The following is an 18,792-nucleotide window of genomic DNA, read 5'->3' on the forward strand; positions in this document are numbered from 1 at the left end:
TTAGGGATTGCTTGCTCAAAATAAAATATCTTTCATTCTCTCCGTGCTCTCTGTGCCTCTGTGGCCGGATTTATTTCCTATTCCAGCCACAGAGGCGCGGAGGACAGGGAGGTTTTTTATATTTTCCACTTTATTCGTAGGATTTGCTTTTTCAAAATAAAATAACTCTCATTCTCTCCGTGCTCTCTGTGTCTCCGTGGCCGGATTTATTTCCTATTCCAGCCACAGAGGCGCGGAGGACACGGAGGTTTTTTTAATATTTTCCACTTGTTTTTAGGAATTGCTTGCTCAAAATAAATTATCTTTCATTTTCTCCGTGCTCTCTGTGTCTCCGTGGCCGAATTTATTCCTGTTGCAGCCACGGAGGCGCGGAGGACACGGAGGTTTTTTAATATTTTCCACTTTATTCGTAGGATTTACTTTTTCAAAATAAAATAACTCTCATTCTCTCCGTGCTCTCTGTGTCTCCGTGGCCGAATTTGTAGAATATACTTTTTCCAAAAAATCAGTGAGCGCTTGATAACTTTTTACTTTTTCAAGCGCAAAACTGATTGTGATCTTGCAAAAAACCGCGTAGCTTTATTTACAAATCCCACCTTCCCCAGAATCAACTCGTTTGGTGGATTTCTTTTAAGCTATAGGAGAGATGCGAATGTTCCCGCCGCAAATGCCGAAAATTATTATGATGTTGGGCTGCCTCGCGCTTATCAATTCAATCTTTTCAAGCTCAAGTTTTAGTGCGCCGCTACAAGTGGTGTTGGTCGGCGAAGAATCTGCAAAGCGTGTGCTGGTGCCGCGCGAGGATGTAGACGATGCCTGGCGGACAGATCCGAATTTTGACGATTCCAATTGGCTGGAATGTATCGGCAAGCCTGGCGGCATCGGCTTTGACCGCGCGGGCGATTATGCCCCGTATATCTCATTGGATCTCGGCGGTGAAATGGCCGGCCGCACCACCTGCTATATCCGTGCCAAGTTCGATCTGTCAGAGTCCGACCTGCGTGAACTCGATAACCTGGTTCTGTACGTGCGATATGATGACGGATTTGTCGCTTATTTGAACGGAGAGCGCGTTACCGCCGCCAATGCCCCGACCAACCTGCATCGACGCGCCGCCGCTTCGCAAACTCATGAAGCGGGCGGTTTCGAACCGTTCGATCTTCGTGCGGCTCTCGGCCTCTTGCGCAGCGGCACCAACCTTCTGGCTGTTCACGGCCTCAATGTTTCAGGCGACAGTCCCGACTTTCTTGTCCATTTTAAACTGATCGCTCGAAAAAATTACCGCAACAATTTCGTTTCGGATCTGCCTATTCTGGTACTGGAGAGTCGGTCTGTTCCTTCGAACGAAAAAGATGTTGCCGTCAAGGTCATTGACCGCGGTGCGGGGAATCGCCTGACCTCGCCGGCCCGGCTTTCGACCGCAGGGCGGTTGATAAAGGCGGCATTGCCTCTTGCCGCTGAAAAAGCCGATTACCGCCTGCTGCTCGATGCGGATGCCGAGCTTCTCGGCCTGCCTGCCGGAAACGATTGGACGCTATTGGCGCCCTACAGCGACAAGTCCTTGATGCGCCCCGCCCTGGCTGCACACATTGTTGCTCTTTTCGGGCGACCCGCTTCCCACAGCCGACTCTGCCATCTCTTTCTCGATGAGGACTATCGCGGCATCTATGTTGTGCTGGAGAGCAGAACCGTTCATCCCAACCGCCTGCCGTTGGCCGCGCTGACGCCTCAGGACGACTCGGGGGATGCCCTTACCGGCGGCTATCTTTTGCGGCTCAATGGGGCATCAGCGGGATTCGATTCGCCGTTTCCGCCTCTGCACGTCAGTGCTCGGCGCGTTCACTATGCCTTCGAAAGCCCTTTGCCGGAGATGATCACCGCACCGCAGCAGAATTACATCCGCGGTTGGATCGAAAGCTGGGAAAAAGCTGCCGGCCAAGCAGACGACCCCGCTTTTTTCGATTCTCTTGATTTGCCTTCTGTTGTCGACTATTTTCTTCTTTCCGAGGTCTGTCGAGATGTTTCTGCTTACCGCAGCCAAACGTTATTATATAAAGATCGCGACAGCCGCGGCGGCCGCCTGAAAGTGGAATGGCAGATCGATGCACGACATGCATTCGGCAACACGACGCTCTGGGAAGGTGACCGCGTAGAGGGACTGCATCTGGATTATCTTCTTCAGCATCCGCCGGCTGCGAACGATTCGCTGCCGACACCCTTTTGGTGGAAGCGGCTGCGCAACGACCCGCAGTTTCAGGCAGCGGCGGCTCGACGCTGGCGACAGCTGCGCGCCGATGGGCTGTCCGAAGAGGCTCTGTTTGCGGCGGCAGATTCTCTGTACAGGTTGCTGGCCGCCGAGCAGGTGCTCAATTTCGAGCGCTGGATGATTCTCGACACCCCGATCCCTCCGAGTGCGGCCGCTTATGCTTCGTACGATGAAGCGTTTGACGACCTTTTGATCTGGCTCTTGGACCGAATAGATGCCCTGGATGAAAGGATGGCCGTCTTTTCCGCCGGCCTGGGAGATCGAGAGGTTGATTTACCGGACACCAGAGTTTTGATTAATAGTTACCCCAACCCGTTCAATTCTTCAGTGCAAATTCAATTCAAGTTGGTATCGGAAACTGAGCTCTCAATGATTCTTTATGACGCTGCAGGCCGCAGAGTTAAAAATATAGCGCAGAGTCGAATGCCCGCCGGCGACCATGTTGTCCAGTGGGACGGGTGCGACGAAACCGGCGCAGCGATGCCCAGCGGCGTTTATCTGATTTTTTTGCGTGAAGGCAAGAACTTTTTAACACAGAAGGTGGCGCTGCTAAGATAAGCGTTCTGATTTACCTGAAGCAGTCGTTTTTTTGCAAAAAATATATTTAGGCGGCAGGTATAAGGTCAAATTTATTTATTCGGTTGTTAATTTTAAAAATATGTCTTGACTTTTATAAAATTATCACCTAACATATTATGGGCGGAATAGGAAATGCAGCCGACATTTTTTAAAAGCACCATAAAGGGGAAAGAATTTTTACAGCCCGCCCAAAATAATTCGTTATAATTTTGTTCTCATGAAGGCAAATCAAATTAATGGAGGTTGTTATGTTTCGTGTTATTTTTATTTTGACGGCTGCCGTTTTCGCTGCATTTCCACTGTGGGCAGCTACTATTACAATCGACAATTTCACCCAGAGCAGTGATTTGCTAACTGCTAAGGAAATTAACCCTTCGCAACGCCATGTAACCGTGACTAATGACGACGGCGGTACCGGCGTGCTGGGTCAGTATCGTGATGTTTCATACGGCGACTGGGTGGGTTCTACCGGACAAGGAACTGTGCAGGTGAGCACCACAGATCAATGGATATCCTTTGGGCAAAATGTCGGTAATGCCCCGGCAGTTTTGACCTACAACGGCGATGGCAGCGGTTTGGGCGGCGGTTCGGGGGTTGATCTCACCCAAAACGGAACCGTGAGGATTTTTATTCGATCTGTTGATTGGCCGGGCCTCCAGCTTTCGGTCCGTGTAAGCGACGGCACTAATTCCTATACCACACCAGTTCAAACTTTGCCGGGATTCATCACAAATACAAACTACAACTTTGACATTAAACCGGCCGGCAGATCGATCTTGGAAGATGTAAGGGAAATACAAATTTTTATGTCCAGTGTGGATGATCAGGATTGGCGATTTATGGTCATCAGCGCGATTGAAGATCCTATTCGCGTGGATTTGGCCGCTTTTGAAGCCCGCAGAATGACGGACGGAGTCTCTCTCTGCTGGCGAACCGAATCGGAATCTAACCTGGCGGGATATAATATCTACCGAAGTGCAACTAAAGATGGGGAATACACCAAGATCAATGAGACCATGATCACCGCCCAAGGCGTTGCCGAAGCCGGGTTCATCTATGAGTTTCTTGATCGGTCGGCGAGCGACGGCGTTTATTGGTACAAGCTGGAAGATGTCAGTCTGAACGGCGAAAGCAGTTTCCACGGCCCAATTTCTGTATCCTCGGCAGCTGCCGTAGCTACTAGGGTCATTCCGCAGACTTACAGCCTAGATCAAAACTACCCCAACCCGTTCAATCCCGCCACCACTATTGTCTACCGCATGCCGGCTGCCGGTCAGGCAAGCCTGATCGTCTATGATCTGCACGGCAAAGCGGTGCGCACGCTGTTCAGCGGCCTGCAGAACGCCGGCGAGCATGTCGTGCAATGGGACGGGTGCGACGAAACCGGCGCAGTGATGCCCAGCGGCATCTATCTCTGCACCTTCCGCGGCGGAAATACCGTATTGCATCGCAAGATGACCCTCATGCGGTAAATCGGCTGCGATCGACAGCAAAAAGCGCCAAATTGAAATCAAACGCCCCGAATCATTTCGGGGCGTTTTTTTTTCTGCGGACCTTTTTGTGAACATTGTCTGGAAAATGTGTTGGGCCGAGAGCGGTTCGATCAGATCATCTTTTTTCGAAGCAGGCGGCCCAATACCTTACCTGCCATTTTCTTATCGAATCAGAGCTCTTGCTCGGCCTATCGCTGCTTCTTTCGGACCTTTAACCTTCGAGTTTTGACCCTTTAAACCTTTGACCTTCGACTTTCCAACCCTCTTTTCAATACTCGTGTTTATACACCTCCGACGTCCTATACCCGAAAACTGCGATCACCGCAAAACAGATCAACGGCAGGACAAATGAAGCGCGGGTGCTGGAAAGCATCATGAAGCCGAGATTCAAATCGGGCAGGTCCATGATGGCGCCCTGCAGCGGCGGCATGATCGACCCGCCGCCGATGGCCATGATCAGTCCGGCGGCACCCAACTTGGCATCTTCGCCCAATCCCTTGAGAGCGATGCCGTAGATCGTCGGAAACATCAGCGACATGCATGCCGAAACGCCGATGAGGCAGTAAAGTCCGATCATGCCTTTCAGAAAGATGGTGCCGAGAATCAGCGCAAAACCGCCCAAAGCCAGGATCATCAGCAGTTTTCCCGGACTGAAATACTTCAGCAGGTAGGTGCAGATGAAGCGGCTGGTGCAAAAGATGCCCATGGCAATCATGTTGTAGCCCTGCGCCGTCTCTTTGGCCATGCCGAGCTCGTTCATGCCGTATTGGATGATGAACGTCCAGCACATGATTTGTGCGCCGACGTAGAACGTTTGCGCAATGACTCCTTCCACATATTTTTTATTTTCCCATAATCGTTTCAGCGTACCTTTGATGTCCAGGTTGCGGGCGTCTTCTTCCCGCGCTTTCGGCAATTTCGAGATCAAAAAGATAAAGAAAAAGGCGGCGACGATCAGACCGATGGCGACGTACGGCCCGCGTAGAATGGTGAGGTCATGCACCTGCAGCGAACGGAATTGATCCGGCGCCAGCTGCGCCAGCACGCGTCGTTCCGCTTCAGGGGTTTTGTCGAGTCGCGCCAAAATGAATTGTTTGGCGACCAGCATGCCCGTCAACGAGCCGATCGGATTGAAGGCCTGGGCAAAATTCAGGCGGCGCGTAGCGTTCTCCTCCGGCCCCATCGAGAGGATGTAAGGATTAGCCGAGGTTTCGAGAAACGACAAACCGCAGGTCAACACAAAATAAGAAAACAGAAACATGCCGTAGGAAAGCGCCAGACTCGAGGGAATAAAGAGCAGCGCACCGAGCGCATAGAGACCGAGTCCCACCAAAATGCCGCTTTTATAAGTGTACCGTTTGATGAACAGCGCAGCCGGAAAGGCCATGACGCAGTAACCGCCGTAAAAGGCGAACTGCACCAGTGAGCTTTTGAAGTGGCTGATCAGCATGATCTGCTTAAAGGCAGCCACCATGGGATTGGTGATGTCGTTGGCAAAACCCCATAAAGCAAAAAGCGTGGTGGTGAGCATGAACGGAAAAAGATATTCGCGCGGAATAACCGGTCGTTTGGTGGTCATAGGGCTGTTGTCCTTCGGCTTAGAGTTCCTTGAGATAGCCTTCCTGAGGCGTCGAGTTGTGTTTTTGTCCCAATTCGTAGATGCGTTCGATGAGTTGCCATTTTTCATCCGCTGAAGCATTTGCGGCGGCGTTTTGAAAGCGGGCCATGTGCGCCTCCCACTCCGCCTGACGCGGCATGGATGCGAGTTGCTTCATCGCCTTGTCGTGATCAAAATCCGGCACCGTGTCCATGATCATGAACAGCTGGGTTCCGGAGATATAAATTTCCATGTCGAGAATGCCGACCGCGCGCATGCCTTCCTCGATTTCCGGCCACACGGCGCCCATGGCATGCGCCGCTTTATAGGCAGCGATCAGATCAGCATCGTCGCGCAAGCGCAGGGTCTTGCAGTAGCGTTTAAAAGTCCTCATCAGGGCTCCTTAGTCACGCTTATGCGCAACATTTTTCTTTTTTATGCGTCGGGGAAAACGGTTATTTCGTTGAATGACAAATTATAACAAACACCCATCAAAGATGCAAACGAATTCCGGATTTAGAACTCATTCCCGCTTAAAAGCATAGGACGTTTGTGCATAGAAATGATTATTTTCAGTATTGCAAAGCCATGCAGATGATCGACGTTTCTTCTGTATTTTTGAGAGAGAGGAGGAAAGCTCTATGTTCTGGAAAAAGCTCTTGCCGATCTTGCTCCTTAGCACAGGCATTTTCGCCCAGACGATCCAGGTTCGACTGACCTCACCGGTTAAAAATGGTCGTTACCCGCGCTGCCGTGATATTCTTCTGTCGGCCGATGTGACGGTGCAGGGTAAAACCCTCAAACAGGTCGAATTCTATGTCAATCGCAGCCGTCTGAAAACCGTAACCAAAGCTCCGTACGAGACAACCCTCGCCTCCGCCCGTGAGGGCATGTACCTGGTCTCCGCCAAAGCGGTGGCGACCGACGGCTCTTCGGCGGAAAGCGAACCGTTCTACATTTATGTCGGCGACATCGAGCCGGGCAATGTGATCATCAACGGCAATTTCAACTGCGGTCTGTCGCCCTGGTTTCTCGACAATTATGTCAATGCCCGTTCCAAGGCCACTGTGGTCGAAGACCTGGGGTTGACTGACGACAAGCCGGGCGTCATGGTGGAAATTGAGAACATGGGCGATCAATTCTGGGCCATCCAGCTCATGCAGCCTTTCAAAATCCAGGCCGGACACAGCTACGAGATCAGCTTTTGGGCGCAGGCCGATGAGGCGAAAGACATTTATGTCGACATCAACAAGAACTATGGCGATTATTCGCAGCTCTATAGCAAGATGGTTCGCGTCGAACAGCTCGATCTTTACGGACCGTTTACCTTTGATGCGCCGGTCGACGACGACAACCTGATGTTCAAGTTTGTGCTCGGCGGCAACACGACGACCTTTTATGTCGATGCCGTTAAAGTCATTGACAAGCAGTGGACGGAGGTCAACGAGAAGCCGCACGCGCCCGCCTGCCTGACGCTGCTGCAGAATTATCCAAATCCCTTCAATCCCTCTACAACCATAGAGTTCGAACTCGCAAGAAAAGCGCTGATCGTCCTCGAGATATTCGATATTTTGGGGAAACCGCTTTACCGATATGCCGGTGTCAAAGAGGCCGGTCGCCATGCGATACTCTGGGACGGCCGCGCCGCCGACGGTTTGCCGTGCCCTTCGGGCGTTTATTTCTATCGTCTCAAGACGGCCGACGGCAGCCTGACGCGCAAAATGAACCTGGTACGATAAAAGTGACGAGAATTGACTGTAAAGGATGACCTATGAGACATTTTTTATTTGTTTCCGCACTTTGCATATCCTTTCAGGCCTTTGCGCAAATTCCCGATTTCCCTCCGCCGGATGTGACGGCGCGCATGGACCGCGACCAAATGCTGCAGCAGTTAGGGATAGTGCTGCCGGAACTGCCGCCGAAGCTGCAGGATCCCAATGCACCCCGCAACGCCCGACCTGCCGATCCCAACAATCCGGAAGGCAACTGGACCGACGATGCCGGTCACACGGTCACGCGGTCGGTATTCGGGTTGTGGAACAATTACGACGATCGCGAAGAAGGCTTTTTTCCGGGACCGGAGTCTTGGCGCGTCGGTAATTATCCGCCGCTTGATCTGCTCAAGAGCAAGGACGGCCGCCTGATTCGTACTGCCGAAGAATGGATCAAAATTCGCAGACCGGAAGTGCTGAAAGATGTGCAGGAGCAAGTATGGGGTACGCCGCCTCCGGACAGCATCTTGCCGCAGGTGCGCTGGTCCGTCGAAACCGAGCGAATCGAAGCCGGAGATCATTTCTTCATCGAAAAGCGCATCACCGGCGAAATCGATGTTTCGTGCTATCCGCAGGTGCGCAACGTGCCGGTGATCAAAGCCGTGCTGCGCATCCCCGAAGAAGCGCCCAAGCCTGCGCCGGTGATGGTCATCATCGGCCATCCCCGCTGGACGCCTGTAGGCGTTTATGCCGAACGAGGCCGACCCTACGGCTGGGGTATGTGCATTTTCGACTGTCTCAGTCTGCAGCCGGATGACGGCGCCGGCCTCACCAGCTATCTCATCGGACTCTGCAATCGAGGCCGCTGGCGCAAACCGGAAGACTGGGGCGCTTTGGCGGCCTGGGGATGGGGCGTCAGTCGATTGCTCGACTATTTTGCCCAGGATCCGGAGGTGGACGAAACGCGGGTGGGCGTCAGCGGCCATTCGCGCTGGGGCAAGGCGGCGTTGGTCACCATGGCCTATGATCCGCGCATCGCCATTGCCTTCCCCAGCTGCGCCGGAAGTCTGGGGACGAAAATGAATCGGCGGCATTGGGGACAGGACCTCGAAAATTCGGCGTGGGAACGGGAGTATCACTGGACCGCCGGCAACTTTTTCAAGTGGATGGGCCCGCTGCGCGAGGGCAGCTATTTGCCGCGCAAAATCGAACTCTGTCCGGTCGATGCGCACTTTTTGCTGGCGCTTTGTGCGCCGCGGCCGGTGTTTTTCAACGCCGGGACTCAGGATACCTGGACCGATCCTTACGGCATTTATCTGACGATGGTCGCCGCTTCGCCGGTATGGGAGCTGTTCGGCTATCGCGGCCTCGTGATGCCGGACGAAAAGCCGCAGTTCGACAAAGCTTACATTGACGGGCGGCTCGGCTATCGCTGTCATATCGGCGGCCATATCGATGCGCCGGACTGGCCGGCGTTTTTCGAATTTGCCGAACGGGAGCTCAAGAAAAGGTAGGAGGGGTATTCTGAAAACAAAGCCCGGGTGCAGAACCGGGCTTTGTTTTAGAATAAAAAACTCACCGTGTAGGCGTGCATGTTGCCTAAAATGCCGACGGCGTGAAACGCGTAATCGACGCGTCCCGCAAGCCGATTCATCAGATAGTATTGAATCCCACTGCCGAAGACCGCGCCGTATTGCGAATCGAACATGAACAGCCCTTTATATCCGCCGCGCAGGTAGAATTCGCCGAAGGAAGGAATGGTGTAGCAGTATTGGGCGGCGAAAGCGATCGACTATCTTTTGATGTTTAGGTGAAAGACATTGACTTTCGTCGGCGTTACGAAGCGACCGGATTAAATGCCGCGATGACCGCAAAAACAGAATCGAACCTTGTCAGCGGCAAAAAACGGTTACATCCCGCCTTTAATCAATCATCGCATAATAACGTCTTTTGCTGCCGATGCTTTTTCTGCTCGTAAAAAGCATAAAAATTATCTGATCTTAACCGCCGTCGTATTTATTGTGACCGCGACAGTCTCGCCTTGAATCGCTTTGACGCTTAACACAAAATCCATAATAGTTGTGCCGTTGGTGCGCAGCTGGACGTCGGTCGTCCGCACTTTGCCATAGCTGATCAGACGAGCTTCAACATCACGCTTGCCCTGCGGCAGTTTGAGGATGAAATAATTGCCCTCCGCATTGGTTGCAATGCCGTAGGGCGTTTCGAGCACCACAATGTCGAAGCCCGGCAGCGGTTCGCCGATCTCTTGGTCCGTATAAAGTTGTTTGTCTTTTTCCCACAGGTAATTCCGAGTTTTCCATCTTGGATTCAGTCCGATTCAACCGTATATTCACAATAGTCTGCAACCATAAAGAAACAAGCCGAACGCCCTGACGTTATAAGCATACGCAGACTCTATGCGAGGTAAGGTTGAGCAATATCGTTGATTTTATCATCCGTTTGCTCAGTGAAGCAGCATCGGCCGTTCGCCAAGTTTTTAAAGAGACCCATCTGCTACGGGACCTGCATTCCATCTATGCCTTTTATTTGAGCCCTGAGGAACGTAGTGCGCTCCAAAAGATGCGGCCGATCAAACGCTCCGTTTATTTGGCTTTGTGGTTTTTTAAAAGCATTCTCAACAAGCTCAGTACGGTTCGCAGGATTTTATTGATCGTTGCGCTGATGCTGCTGATCGGACCGGACACTCGTCCACAGCCGGTGCCGGCTTTTGTCCTTCTTTTCTTGATTCTTTTGTTGGAACTTAAGGACAAACTTCTCGCCGACGACGAGCTGCGCGCCGGCCGCGCCGTGCAGACAGCCATGCGTCCCAAAGCGTGTCCGGAAATCTCCGGCTGGGACTCTTTTTTCTACACCCGTTCCGCTAATCATGTGGGCGGGGATCTGATCGACTGCGTTTCACAAGGGAACAGCGTCATCTTTAGCATCGGCGACGTTTCCGGCAAAGGTCTGCCGGCAGCGCTGATGATGGCGCAGCTGCAATCCGCCGTTCATGCTCTTGCAGCGCAAGGCAAAACTCAGTCGCCGGTTGAACTGGTTGCCGCCCTCAATCGACTTTGTGTGCGTTCCGGCATGCGTAATACTTTCGCTTCTTTCATTCTTTTATGGGTCGAGCCGGATTCCAATCGGTTGCGGCTGGTGAACGCCGGTCATTTGCCGCCGCTCATTTTGTCAACGAGCGGCCTCAGAGAGTGCGGGAAAGGCGGACCGGCGCTGGGACTGTCGGCTGATTTTTCCTATCAGGAAATGATTCTCGAATTGGATAAAGGCGACCTGTTGGTTTTATACACCGACGGCATTCCGGATGCGCGCAACTCCAACGGAATATTCTACGGCGAAGAGAGATTCTTTCGTCTGCTCGGCCAAGCAGACTGCAGTTGGTCCGCTCGGCAGCTGGGCGAAACCATCATCTCGGCAGTCAATCGATTTGTCGACAATGCACCGCAGACGGATGATATAACCTTGTTGATTCTCAAACGGAGGGAGTAGATGAGCACTGTAAAGATTGTCGTTGTCGACGGCTATGCCATGAATCCGGGCGATTTGGACTGGGCGCCGCTGCGCCGATTGGGAATCCTGGAATGTTATGACCGTACGCCGCCCAATCAGGTCATCGAACGCTGCCGAGAGGCGGAAATTGTCGTGACCAACAAAGTCGTTTTCGACCGCCGGGTGCTGGCGGAGCTGCCCAAGCTGCGCTGTCTGGCCGTATCGGCTACCGGCGTCAACATCATCGATTTGGCGGCGGCGAGGGAGCGCGGCATCGTCGTCACCAACGTACCGGGCTACAGTACACCATCGGTAGTGCAGATGGTGTTTGCCCACCTGCTCAACTTGACGATGCACGTCGCGCAGCACGCCGAATCGGTAAGGCGCGGCGCCTGGTCCCGCTCGCCCGATTTCTGCTTTTGGGAGACGCCGCTGATCGAGCTGGCGGGTTTGACGTTCGGCATTGTCGGTTTGGGGCAGATCGGACGCGGTGTGGCCCATGCGGCGAAGGCGTTCGGCATGGAAGTCTGCTTTGCCATGCCGCGCCCGGTTCCCGACGCCCCCGAATGGGCCAGGCAGATTGATTTGGACGAGCTGTTTGCCTGCAGCGACGTCGTTTCGCTGCATTGCCCTTTGAACGAAGAGACGCGCGGCTTGGTCAATCATCGCCGTCTGCAGCTGATGAAACCGTCGGCGTTTCTGATCAACACCGGCCGCGGTCCTTTGGTGGATGAAGCGGCAATGGCCGAAGCCCTCAACAGCGGCCGCATAGCCGGCGCCGGCTTGGACGTGCTTTCGGTCGAACCGCCGCCTGCGGACAATCCCTTATTGACGGCCAAGAATTGTTTTATCACCCCGCACATCGCCTGGGCCACACGCGCTTCACGGCAAAGGCTGCTGCATGCGGTTGCAGAAAATATTGCGGCTTTTCTTGCCGGTCAGCCGCAGAATACGGTATGATAAGGCAGCATTTCAGCGCCGTGCCCTTGGATTTTGCGCGGCAACTTGATTTGCAGCCATTTTGCCGGATGTGATGAAGGAGGTTAACCATCAAACGGACTTTATTCGAAAACCATTTTCTACCTCGCCTCCGGCAAAGACCAATCATAGGCAACTTGGCTCCTGCCGCGATTCTTCTGTTCATCGCTTTGCCTTGTTTCGCGCAAAAGCGGGTTGAATTTAGCTCCTCCAATCTGCCGATCATTCTGATCGATACCGGCGGGAGGCCGATCATCAACGAGCGCAAGATCGATGCGGAAATGCGGGTCATCGACCGTGGTCTGGGAAAAAGAAACAGCGTCACGGATACCGTCTACGCATTTCGCGGCCGCATCGGCATCGAACTGCGCGGCAGTTCGACGCAAAGTTTTCCCAAAAAACAGTTTGCCGTGGAAACGCGCGATTCGAACGGCGCGAATCTCAACGTGCCGCTTTTGGGATTGCCGCCGGAAAACGATTGGGTTCTCTACGGCCCTTACAGCGATAAATCGCTGATGCGGAATGTCTTTGCTTATCAAATTGCCAGAGATCTAGGCCGGTATGCCTCGCGCAGCCGTTATTGCGAGCTCGTCCTGAACGGCCGCTATTGGGGCGTTTATGTGCTGCTCGAAAAGATCAAGCGCGACCGCAACCGCGTCGATATTGCAAAATTGGATTCGACCGACCTCGCACCGCCGGATATTACCGGCGGCTACATCATCAAAGTCGATAAACCGGCAGGAGAAAATTTGGGCGGCTGGCAGTCGACGATGCCGTTGTTTTATCCCGGCGGCACCAGCCCGTTGCCGTTCTATCAATTTCATTACCCCAAACCGGATGAAATCCTACCTCAGCAGGCTGCCTACATTCAAAAGTTCATAACCGATTTCGAAAACATGATGTCTTCTCCCTTTTACGATGATCCGGCGAACGGTATGTGGACGGCGCTCGACATAGGCAGCGTCATCGACTATGTCATCGTGAATGAAATCAGCAAAAACGTCGACGGCTATCGGCTGAGCGCGTTTATGTACAAAGACCGCGACGACAGCGATCCGCGACTGCATTTAGGGCCGGTATGGGATTTCAATCTGGCCTTCGGCAATGCCGATTATTATGATGCCGCATTTCCTGAAGGCTGGCAGATCGAGTATTTTCTGTATAATGAACGGTTCAACAGAGGCGGAGATGCCTACATGATCCCCGCCTGGTGGGGAAGAATTTGGACCAGCGCCCGATTTCAGAAAAAGCTCTGGGAGCGTTGGTGGGAGCTGCGGCGCGGCCCCCTGGACATCGATCGACTGCTCGATTTTATCGACCGTACCGCAGCGGAACTGGATGAAGCCCAGCAACGCAACTTTCGCTGCTGGCCGATTCTGGGAACCTATGTCTGGCCGAACGCCTACATCGGCGCGAGCTTTGCCGATGAAGTAAAGTACCTGAAAAACTGGCTTCAAGATCGCGTCGAATGGATGGACGATCATTTAAAATATGATCCTGCCGCCGTTCGTGAAAGAGAAGAGAGGGTGAACTCTATTTACCTGGGCGCAAATTATCCCAACCCCTTCAACGGCTGCACCGTCATTCCGTTGGTTTTGAATGATCCGCAGTGGCTAAACGTCTATATTTATGATGCGCGCGGGCGGGTCGTTGCAACTCTGTACCAAGGTCTGATACAGGCCGGAAAGGAGCTGTTTTCCTGGGACGGTCTGACGGACATAGGAGAGCCGGCGCCCTCCGGCATGTATTTCGTATGTGCTGAAGGTAAGGAAATTCAAACCCTAAAAATGCTTTTATTGAGATGAGCTTTTTGAAATCGGCAATCATCGGCCTTTGCGCCGTTTATACAGGCTTGGCTCAGGAGCAATGGCAGTGGCTGAATCCGCTGCCGCAGGGGAATAATCTGTTCGGCGTCTGTGCGGTAGGCAGGCGGATCGTTGCCGTAGGCGAGTTAGGGACCGTCTTGATCAGCATAGACGGCGGCACTTGCTGGCAGGTAAAGCATCGAATCGACAATTATGAGGGGACTTTGTACGACGTCGAATTGGTCGATGAACGGAGAGGCTGGGCTGTGGGCGAAGACGGCGCTGTTTTCTGCTCCCGAAATGGCGGCGAAACTTTTGAACGGCAGCAAACCCCTCTTCAGACCCATTTGTATGATGTCGTCTTTCTAGACTCTTTGCGCGGCTGCGCCGTCGGCAGATGGGGGAAGATCATCGTTACCGATGACGGCGGCAAACACTGGCGTGGTGCCGAGAGCGGAGTGTTGCGTTCCCTGCATGCGGTCTGTCGGCTCGAGGGCGATCGCCTGTTGGCGGTCGGCAGGGGCGGCACGGTTTTGTTAAGCAGCGATGCGGGTCAAAGTTGGAAATCGGTCGATATGCCGACCGCTGAAAATCTACGGTGCGTTGCTTACGCCATGGGTAAAGCCGTCGCAGCAGGTGACAACGGCATTCTTTTCTTTTCACTCGACGGCGGCGAATCATGGCAAAGAGTTACTGCAGGCGAAAAAGCGTTAGACTGGCGATGCGCAGCCGTCTCGGGCGATTCGCTTTTCATTCTGTACGGGGTTAGCGGGACAAAAGGCGAAGCTGCTCCCTCTGGGGAACTCTATTTCAGCCGCGACGCCGTCGAATGGCAAAGGGCTGCCGTTGACTGGGCGCCGTCGATTTATGCGGTTAGAGGATCTAGGGAGGACCTGTGGATGGTCGGCAGGTGCGGGCTGGTTCTGCGCTGGGCAAGCGGCGCAGCTGCTCCGGAAACGCTCAGCTCTTCGATTGCCGAATCCCTGCGCGCCTCTTTCTTTGTCGATGAACGGCACGTCCGGCTGGCGGGGGGACAGCAGATTAGCCGAACAAACGACGGCGGCAAGACTTGGATGACCGTTAACTTGAATACAGCCCATCAGCTCTATTCGGTCTGGTTCGCTTCAGCGGATACAGGCTGGGTGGTCGGCGGAGGTGTGGTCTATCGGAACGGCTTTCCCGGACTGCACGGCGATTTTTTCTTCACAACGGACGGCGGAGAGACCTGGCAGCCGCAGCCGACGGAAGGGACCTTGACGCGACTTCGCTCCATCCGCTTTTATAACCGCCGCATCGGTTGTACCGTCGGTGACGGCGGCGCGCTGTTCAAAACCAGCGACGGCGGCCGCACTTGGCGCAGAGTCGACACAAAGACACGCATCAAACTATTTGACGTGCATTTGTTCGGCGAAAATCACATTATAGCCTGCGGCGAAGGCGGCAGGTTCATCCGCTCGACCGACGGCGGGGAATCATGGACAAGAATTGGAGTTCCGGCCGACTCGCTTTTGGCCATGAAATTCGTCGATCTCTCGACCGGCTATGCCGTCGGCAGCGGCGGTGCGATTTTCAAAACCACAAATCAGGGGATAAAGTGGGAAAAAATCGATGCCGGAGTTTTCGAAGAGCTTCGGTCAATCGATTTTATCTCTCCGCGCGTCGGCTGGGCGGTGGGAAACAACGGCCTCATCTTAAAAACTGAAAACTCTGGTCAAGATTGGATTTCCATCATTTCGTCGACTCGAAGACGATTTACGTCGATTCGCGTTCATCCCGACGGAAGCGGGATAATTGTCGGCGACGGCGGCACCGTGTTGGTCAACCGTCGTCTGAAAGATGTGGTCCGCTCCACCGGAAAGCCGCAGCACTATGATCTGCTGCGTGTTTTTCCGAATCCGTTCAATGAATCGGCACAAATCATTTTCAAAGCGGCTCATGGCGGACCGATCGAGATAAAAGTCTATAATTTGCTCGGCAAAGAAGTAACGACTCTCTTTAGCGGCATTTTAGAAGAAGGCGAGCATCGTTTTATTTTTAATGCCGGCAATCTTCCCAGCGGACTCTATTTCTGCCGACTTTTAACCGATGAAAAGTCGACGGTACAAAAGATGATGCTGTATAAATAAGTCGGTAAGTGTCGGCCGAAACTTTTTGTCATGTCTCTAAAAATCGCTTGAGTTTAAGCGGCGAATTTCGTAAAATTTGTACCACCTGAGGGCCCGTAGCTCAACGGTCAGAGCAGCGGACTCATAATCCGTTGGCTGTAGGTTCGAATCCTACCGGGCCCACTGTCGCTACCCCGTTTGGGGTTTTTTTATATATCCGGCGCAGAAATTAGAAAAGCAAAAAGGTACAGTCATGTCCGAAACCATCCGACAGATTGCCGCGCGCATTCGCAATTTGCGCGAAATCGCCGGCCTCTCCAAAGCAACCCTTGCGGCGGAATTTAACCTGGACGTCGACACCTATTCCGCCTATGAATCGGGCGAAATCGACATGCCGGTCAGCTTTTTGATCCAGGTCTGCAAGAAATTTAACGTCGAGATGACCTCGCTGCTGACCGGACGGGAGCCGCATCTGCACATCTATTCCATCGTGCGCGCCGGCCAAGGATTGCCGGTAGAGCGCAGCCCTTATTATCATCATCAGAGCCTCGGCTACAATTTTGCGCACAAAAAAGCCGAGCCATTTTTAGTTACCGTAGAACCGAACGAAAATGAGCCGCTGCACTACAACCAGCATCCCGGGCAGGAATTTCATTATGTCTTGGAAGGGCGCCTGCTGCTCGACATCGACGGCCATACCGTGACATTAGACCCTGGGGATTCCATTTTCTTCGATTCGACTTACAAACACGCTCTTAAGGCTATGGACGGCAGATCTGTTCGATGCCTCGTTGTGGTGATGTAAATCTGGAGACCGTTCATGTTCGAAAAATTTGTTTCGCGCAGTCGCTTTGATTCTTATGAAGATTTTTATGCCCATTTTGTCATTCATAGGCCATTGGACTTTAATTTCGCCTACGATGTCGTCGATGAGTATGCGCGCCTTGAGCCGAACAAAACGGCCATCGTTTGGTGCAACGATGCCGGCGATGAAGCGGTCTTTACTTTTGCTGAGCTTCAGGCGCGGACCAATCAAACCGCCAATTTTCTGCGTCGCCACGGCATCGTCAAGGGCGACAAAGTGATGCTCATTCTCAAGCGGCGGTATGAATTTTGGTTTTTCATGCTCGCGCTGCATAAACTCGGCGCCGTGGCCATTCCGGCCACCCATCTGCTCACCAAAAAGGACATTGTTTATCGCAACAACGCGGCCGACATCAAAATGATCGTCGCCGTAGCCGACGAGGCCGTTTGCGCCAACGTCGAAGCGGCAGAGGTGGAATCCCCCTCATTGAAGCTGAAGGTCATCATTCAGGGCGAACGACCGGGATGGGTAGCCTATCAACAAGCGCTTTTGCAGGAAAGCACGATTTTCGAACGCCCTGTCGGCAAAGCTGCGCCGCAGGCTGAAGATATGATGCTGCTCTATTTTACCAGCGGCACCACCGGCATGCCCAAGATGGTGCAGCACAATTTTCTCTATCCTTTGGGGCATATCGTCACCGCCAAGTATTGGCAGAATGTCACGCCGGACGGCCTGCATTTGACGGTCTCCGATACCGGCTGGGCAAAGGCGGTTTGGGGCAAGATTTACGGTCAATGGTTGGCCGGCTCGGCCGTGTTCGTATATGATATGGATAAATTTGTGCCCTCCCGATTGCTGGAGGTGATTACGCGATATCGGGTGACCACCTTTTGCGCGCCGCCGACGGTTTATCGCTTTTTCATCAAAGAAGATCTGTCAAAGTATGACTTTAGCGCTTTGCGATGGTGTACGGTGGCCGGAGAGCCGCTCAACCCTGAGGTCTATCATCAATGGCTGCAGGCGACGGGCGTGAGGCTGATGGAAGGCTACGGGCAGACGGAACTTACCCTGACCATCGGCAATTTTCCCTGGATGGAGGTCAAGCCGGGCTCCATGGGTAAACCGGCGCCGGGCTATGACATTGATCTGCTGGATGATGAAGGGCGACCCTGCGCAGTCGGCGATGAGGGACAGATCGTCGTTCGTACGGAAAAGCGTCGGCCGTTCGGTATGTTCGGCGGCTATTACCGCGACGAAGCGCTGACGCAAAGCGTTTGGCATGACGGCGTCTATTACACCGGCGATGTGGCCTGGCGGGACGAAGACGGCTATTATTGGTACGTCGGCCGTATCGACGACGTCATCAAAAGTTCCGGCTATCGAATCGGGCCGTTCGAAGTGGAGAGTGCCCTGCTGGAGCATCCTGCGGTATTGGAATGCGCCGTAACCGGTGTGCCGGATCCGGAACGAGGGCAGATCGTCAAAGCTTCTGTTGTCTTGGTGCGCGGCTGGGAACCGAGCGACGAATTGGCGCGCGAGCTGCAGGAACATGTCAAGAAAACCACAGCACCTTACAAGTATCCCCGTCTTATCGAGTTTGTTCCCAGTCTGCCGAAGACCATCAGCGGCAAAATCCGCCGAGTCGAAATTCGCAATCAAGCAGAGTAAGCGGCATAACCGGTGGTGATTTTAGCTTGCATTCCATCGCCTTTTTCTCGATATTGACGACAGTTTGATTGACTTTGAAAACTGTCGTGCAGAAAAAAACCCGCATTCTCCATATCGCACCGGCAAATACCTCCGGCGTGCCGGGGCAATTGGTTTTAGCAGAACGAAAACTCGGTTACGACAGCCGTCTGGTCACGCTGTTTCGCGACCCTCGTAATTATTTTCAAGACATTTGCCTGGACCTGCCCTTCATCGATCTGCCGGCGGTGCGCCGGGT

15 protein-coding genes and 1 tRNA gene are annotated in these 18,792 nt (G+C 53.3%); 12 read left to right on the forward strand and 4 right to left on the reverse strand.

The window, feature by feature from the left end; all coding sequences use genetic code 11:
• Nucleotides 1–652 precede the first annotated feature (652 nt).
• Both ONB24_09240 and ONB24_09245 read left to right on the forward strand, forming a co-directional pair.
• Nucleotides 653–2,824, forward strand: a complete 2,172-nt coding sequence (locus tag ONB24_09240) for a CotH kinase family protein (GenBank protein ID MDZ7316292.1) — start codon at nucleotides 653–655, stop codon at nucleotides 2,822–2,824.
• 269 nt (nucleotides 2,825–3,093) lie between these two features.
• Nucleotides 3,094–4,317 carry a T9SS type A sorting domain-containing protein gene (locus ONB24_09245; protein MDZ7316293.1) on the forward strand — a complete coding sequence of 408 codons (1,224 nt, stop codon included), beginning with the start codon at nucleotides 3,094–3,096 and terminating at the stop codon, nucleotides 4,315–4,317.
• A 289-nt stretch (nucleotides 4,318–4,606) separates the two neighbouring features.
• Here the strand turns inward: ONB24_09245 and fucP are convergent, their stop codons facing one another.
• Both fucP and ONB24_09255 read right to left on the reverse strand, forming a co-directional pair.
• Nucleotides 4,607–5,917: an L-fucose:H+ symporter permease gene (fucP, locus tag ONB24_09250; protein MDZ7316294.1), complete on the reverse strand. Its 1,311-nt coding sequence runs from the start codon at nucleotides 5,915–5,917 to the stop codon at nucleotides 4,607–4,609.
• A gap of 19 nt (nucleotides 5,918–5,936) precedes the next feature.
• On the reverse strand, nucleotides 5,937–6,329 hold the full coding sequence (locus ONB24_09255) for an L-rhamnose mutarotase (protein MDZ7316295.1): 393 nt from the start codon (nucleotides 6,327–6,329) through the stop codon (nucleotides 5,937–5,939).
• 247 nt (nucleotides 6,330–6,576) lie between these two features.
• Here ONB24_09255 and ONB24_09260 point away from each other — a divergent pair, with 247 nt between their 5' ends.
• Together ONB24_09260 and ONB24_09265 are read left to right on the forward strand one after the other, a co-directional pair.
• Nucleotides 6,577–7,674: a carbohydrate binding domain-containing protein gene (locus ONB24_09260; protein MDZ7316296.1), complete on the forward strand. Its 1,098-nt coding sequence runs from the start codon at nucleotides 6,577–6,579 to the stop codon at nucleotides 7,672–7,674.
• Nucleotides 7,675–7,706: 32 nt separating this feature from the next.
• The gene (locus ONB24_09265) at nucleotides 7,707–9,161 is read left to right on the forward strand and encodes an acetylxylan esterase (GenBank protein MDZ7316297.1); all 1,455 of its coding nucleotides are present in this window, start codon (nucleotides 7,707–7,709) and stop codon (nucleotides 9,159–9,161) included.
• 47 nt (nucleotides 9,162–9,208) lie between these two features.
• Here the strand turns inward: ONB24_09265 and ONB24_09270 are convergent, their stop codons facing one another.
• On the reverse strand, nucleotides 9,209–9,355 hold the full coding sequence (locus tag ONB24_09270; GenBank protein ID MDZ7316298.1) for a hypothetical protein: 147 nt from the start codon (nucleotides 9,353–9,355) through the stop codon (nucleotides 9,209–9,211).
• 282 nt (nucleotides 9,356–9,637) lie between these two features.
• The gene (locus ONB24_09275; protein MDZ7316299.1) at nucleotides 9,638–9,910 is read right to left on the reverse strand and encodes a carboxypeptidase-like regulatory domain-containing protein; all 273 of its coding nucleotides are present in this window, start codon (nucleotides 9,908–9,910) and stop codon (nucleotides 9,638–9,640) included.
• Between the two features lie 167 nt (nucleotides 9,911–10,077).
• Between ONB24_09275 and ONB24_09280 the strand changes: the two genes are divergently transcribed.
• From ONB24_09280 to ONB24_09315, 8 genes are all read left to right on the forward strand, one after another.
• Nucleotides 10,078–11,154, forward strand: a complete 1,077-nt coding sequence (locus ONB24_09280) for a serine/threonine-protein phosphatase (protein MDZ7316300.1) — start codon at nucleotides 10,078–10,080, stop codon at nucleotides 11,152–11,154.
• Nucleotides 11,155–12,114 carry a D-2-hydroxyacid dehydrogenase gene (locus ONB24_09285; protein MDZ7316301.1) on the forward strand — a complete coding sequence of 320 codons (960 nt, stop codon included), beginning with the start codon at nucleotides 11,155–11,157 and terminating at the stop codon, nucleotides 12,112–12,114.
• Nucleotides 12,115–12,269: 155 nt separating this feature from the next.
• Nucleotides 12,270–13,937, forward strand: a complete 1,668-nt coding sequence (locus ONB24_09290; protein ID MDZ7316302.1) for a CotH kinase family protein — start codon at nucleotides 12,270–12,272, stop codon at nucleotides 13,935–13,937.
• 5 nt (nucleotides 13,938–13,942) lie between these two features.
• A complete protein-coding gene (locus ONB24_09295) occupies nucleotides 13,943–16,063 on the forward strand; it encodes a YCF48-related protein (GenBank protein MDZ7316303.1) in 2,121 nt (706 codons plus the stop codon).
• A gap of 89 nt (nucleotides 16,064–16,152) precedes the next feature.
• Nucleotides 16,153–16,225, forward strand: a tRNA-Ile gene (locus ONB24_09300).
• 70 nt (nucleotides 16,226–16,295) lie between these two features.
• Complete coding sequence (locus ONB24_09305; protein MDZ7316304.1) at nucleotides 16,296–16,847, forward strand: XRE family transcriptional regulator; 552 nt, start codon at nucleotides 16,296–16,298, stop codon at nucleotides 16,845–16,847.
• Nucleotides 16,848–16,862: 15 nt separating this feature from the next.
• Nucleotides 16,863–18,515, forward strand: coding sequence for an AMP-binding protein (locus ONB24_09310; GenBank protein ID MDZ7316305.1), 1,653 nt, complete (start codon nucleotides 16,863–16,865; stop codon nucleotides 18,513–18,515).
• An 86-nt stretch (nucleotides 18,516–18,601) separates the two neighbouring features.
• A partial coding sequence (locus ONB24_09315; protein MDZ7316306.1) for a hypothetical protein occupies nucleotides 18,602–18,792 on the forward strand: 191 nt, incomplete at its 3' end.

This window comes from candidate division KSB1 bacterium, from assembly GCA_034505495.1.
In the GTDB taxonomy this organism is placed as follows: Bacteria; Zhuqueibacterota; Zhuqueibacteria; order Residuimicrobiales; family Krinioviventaceae; genus Fontimicrobium_A.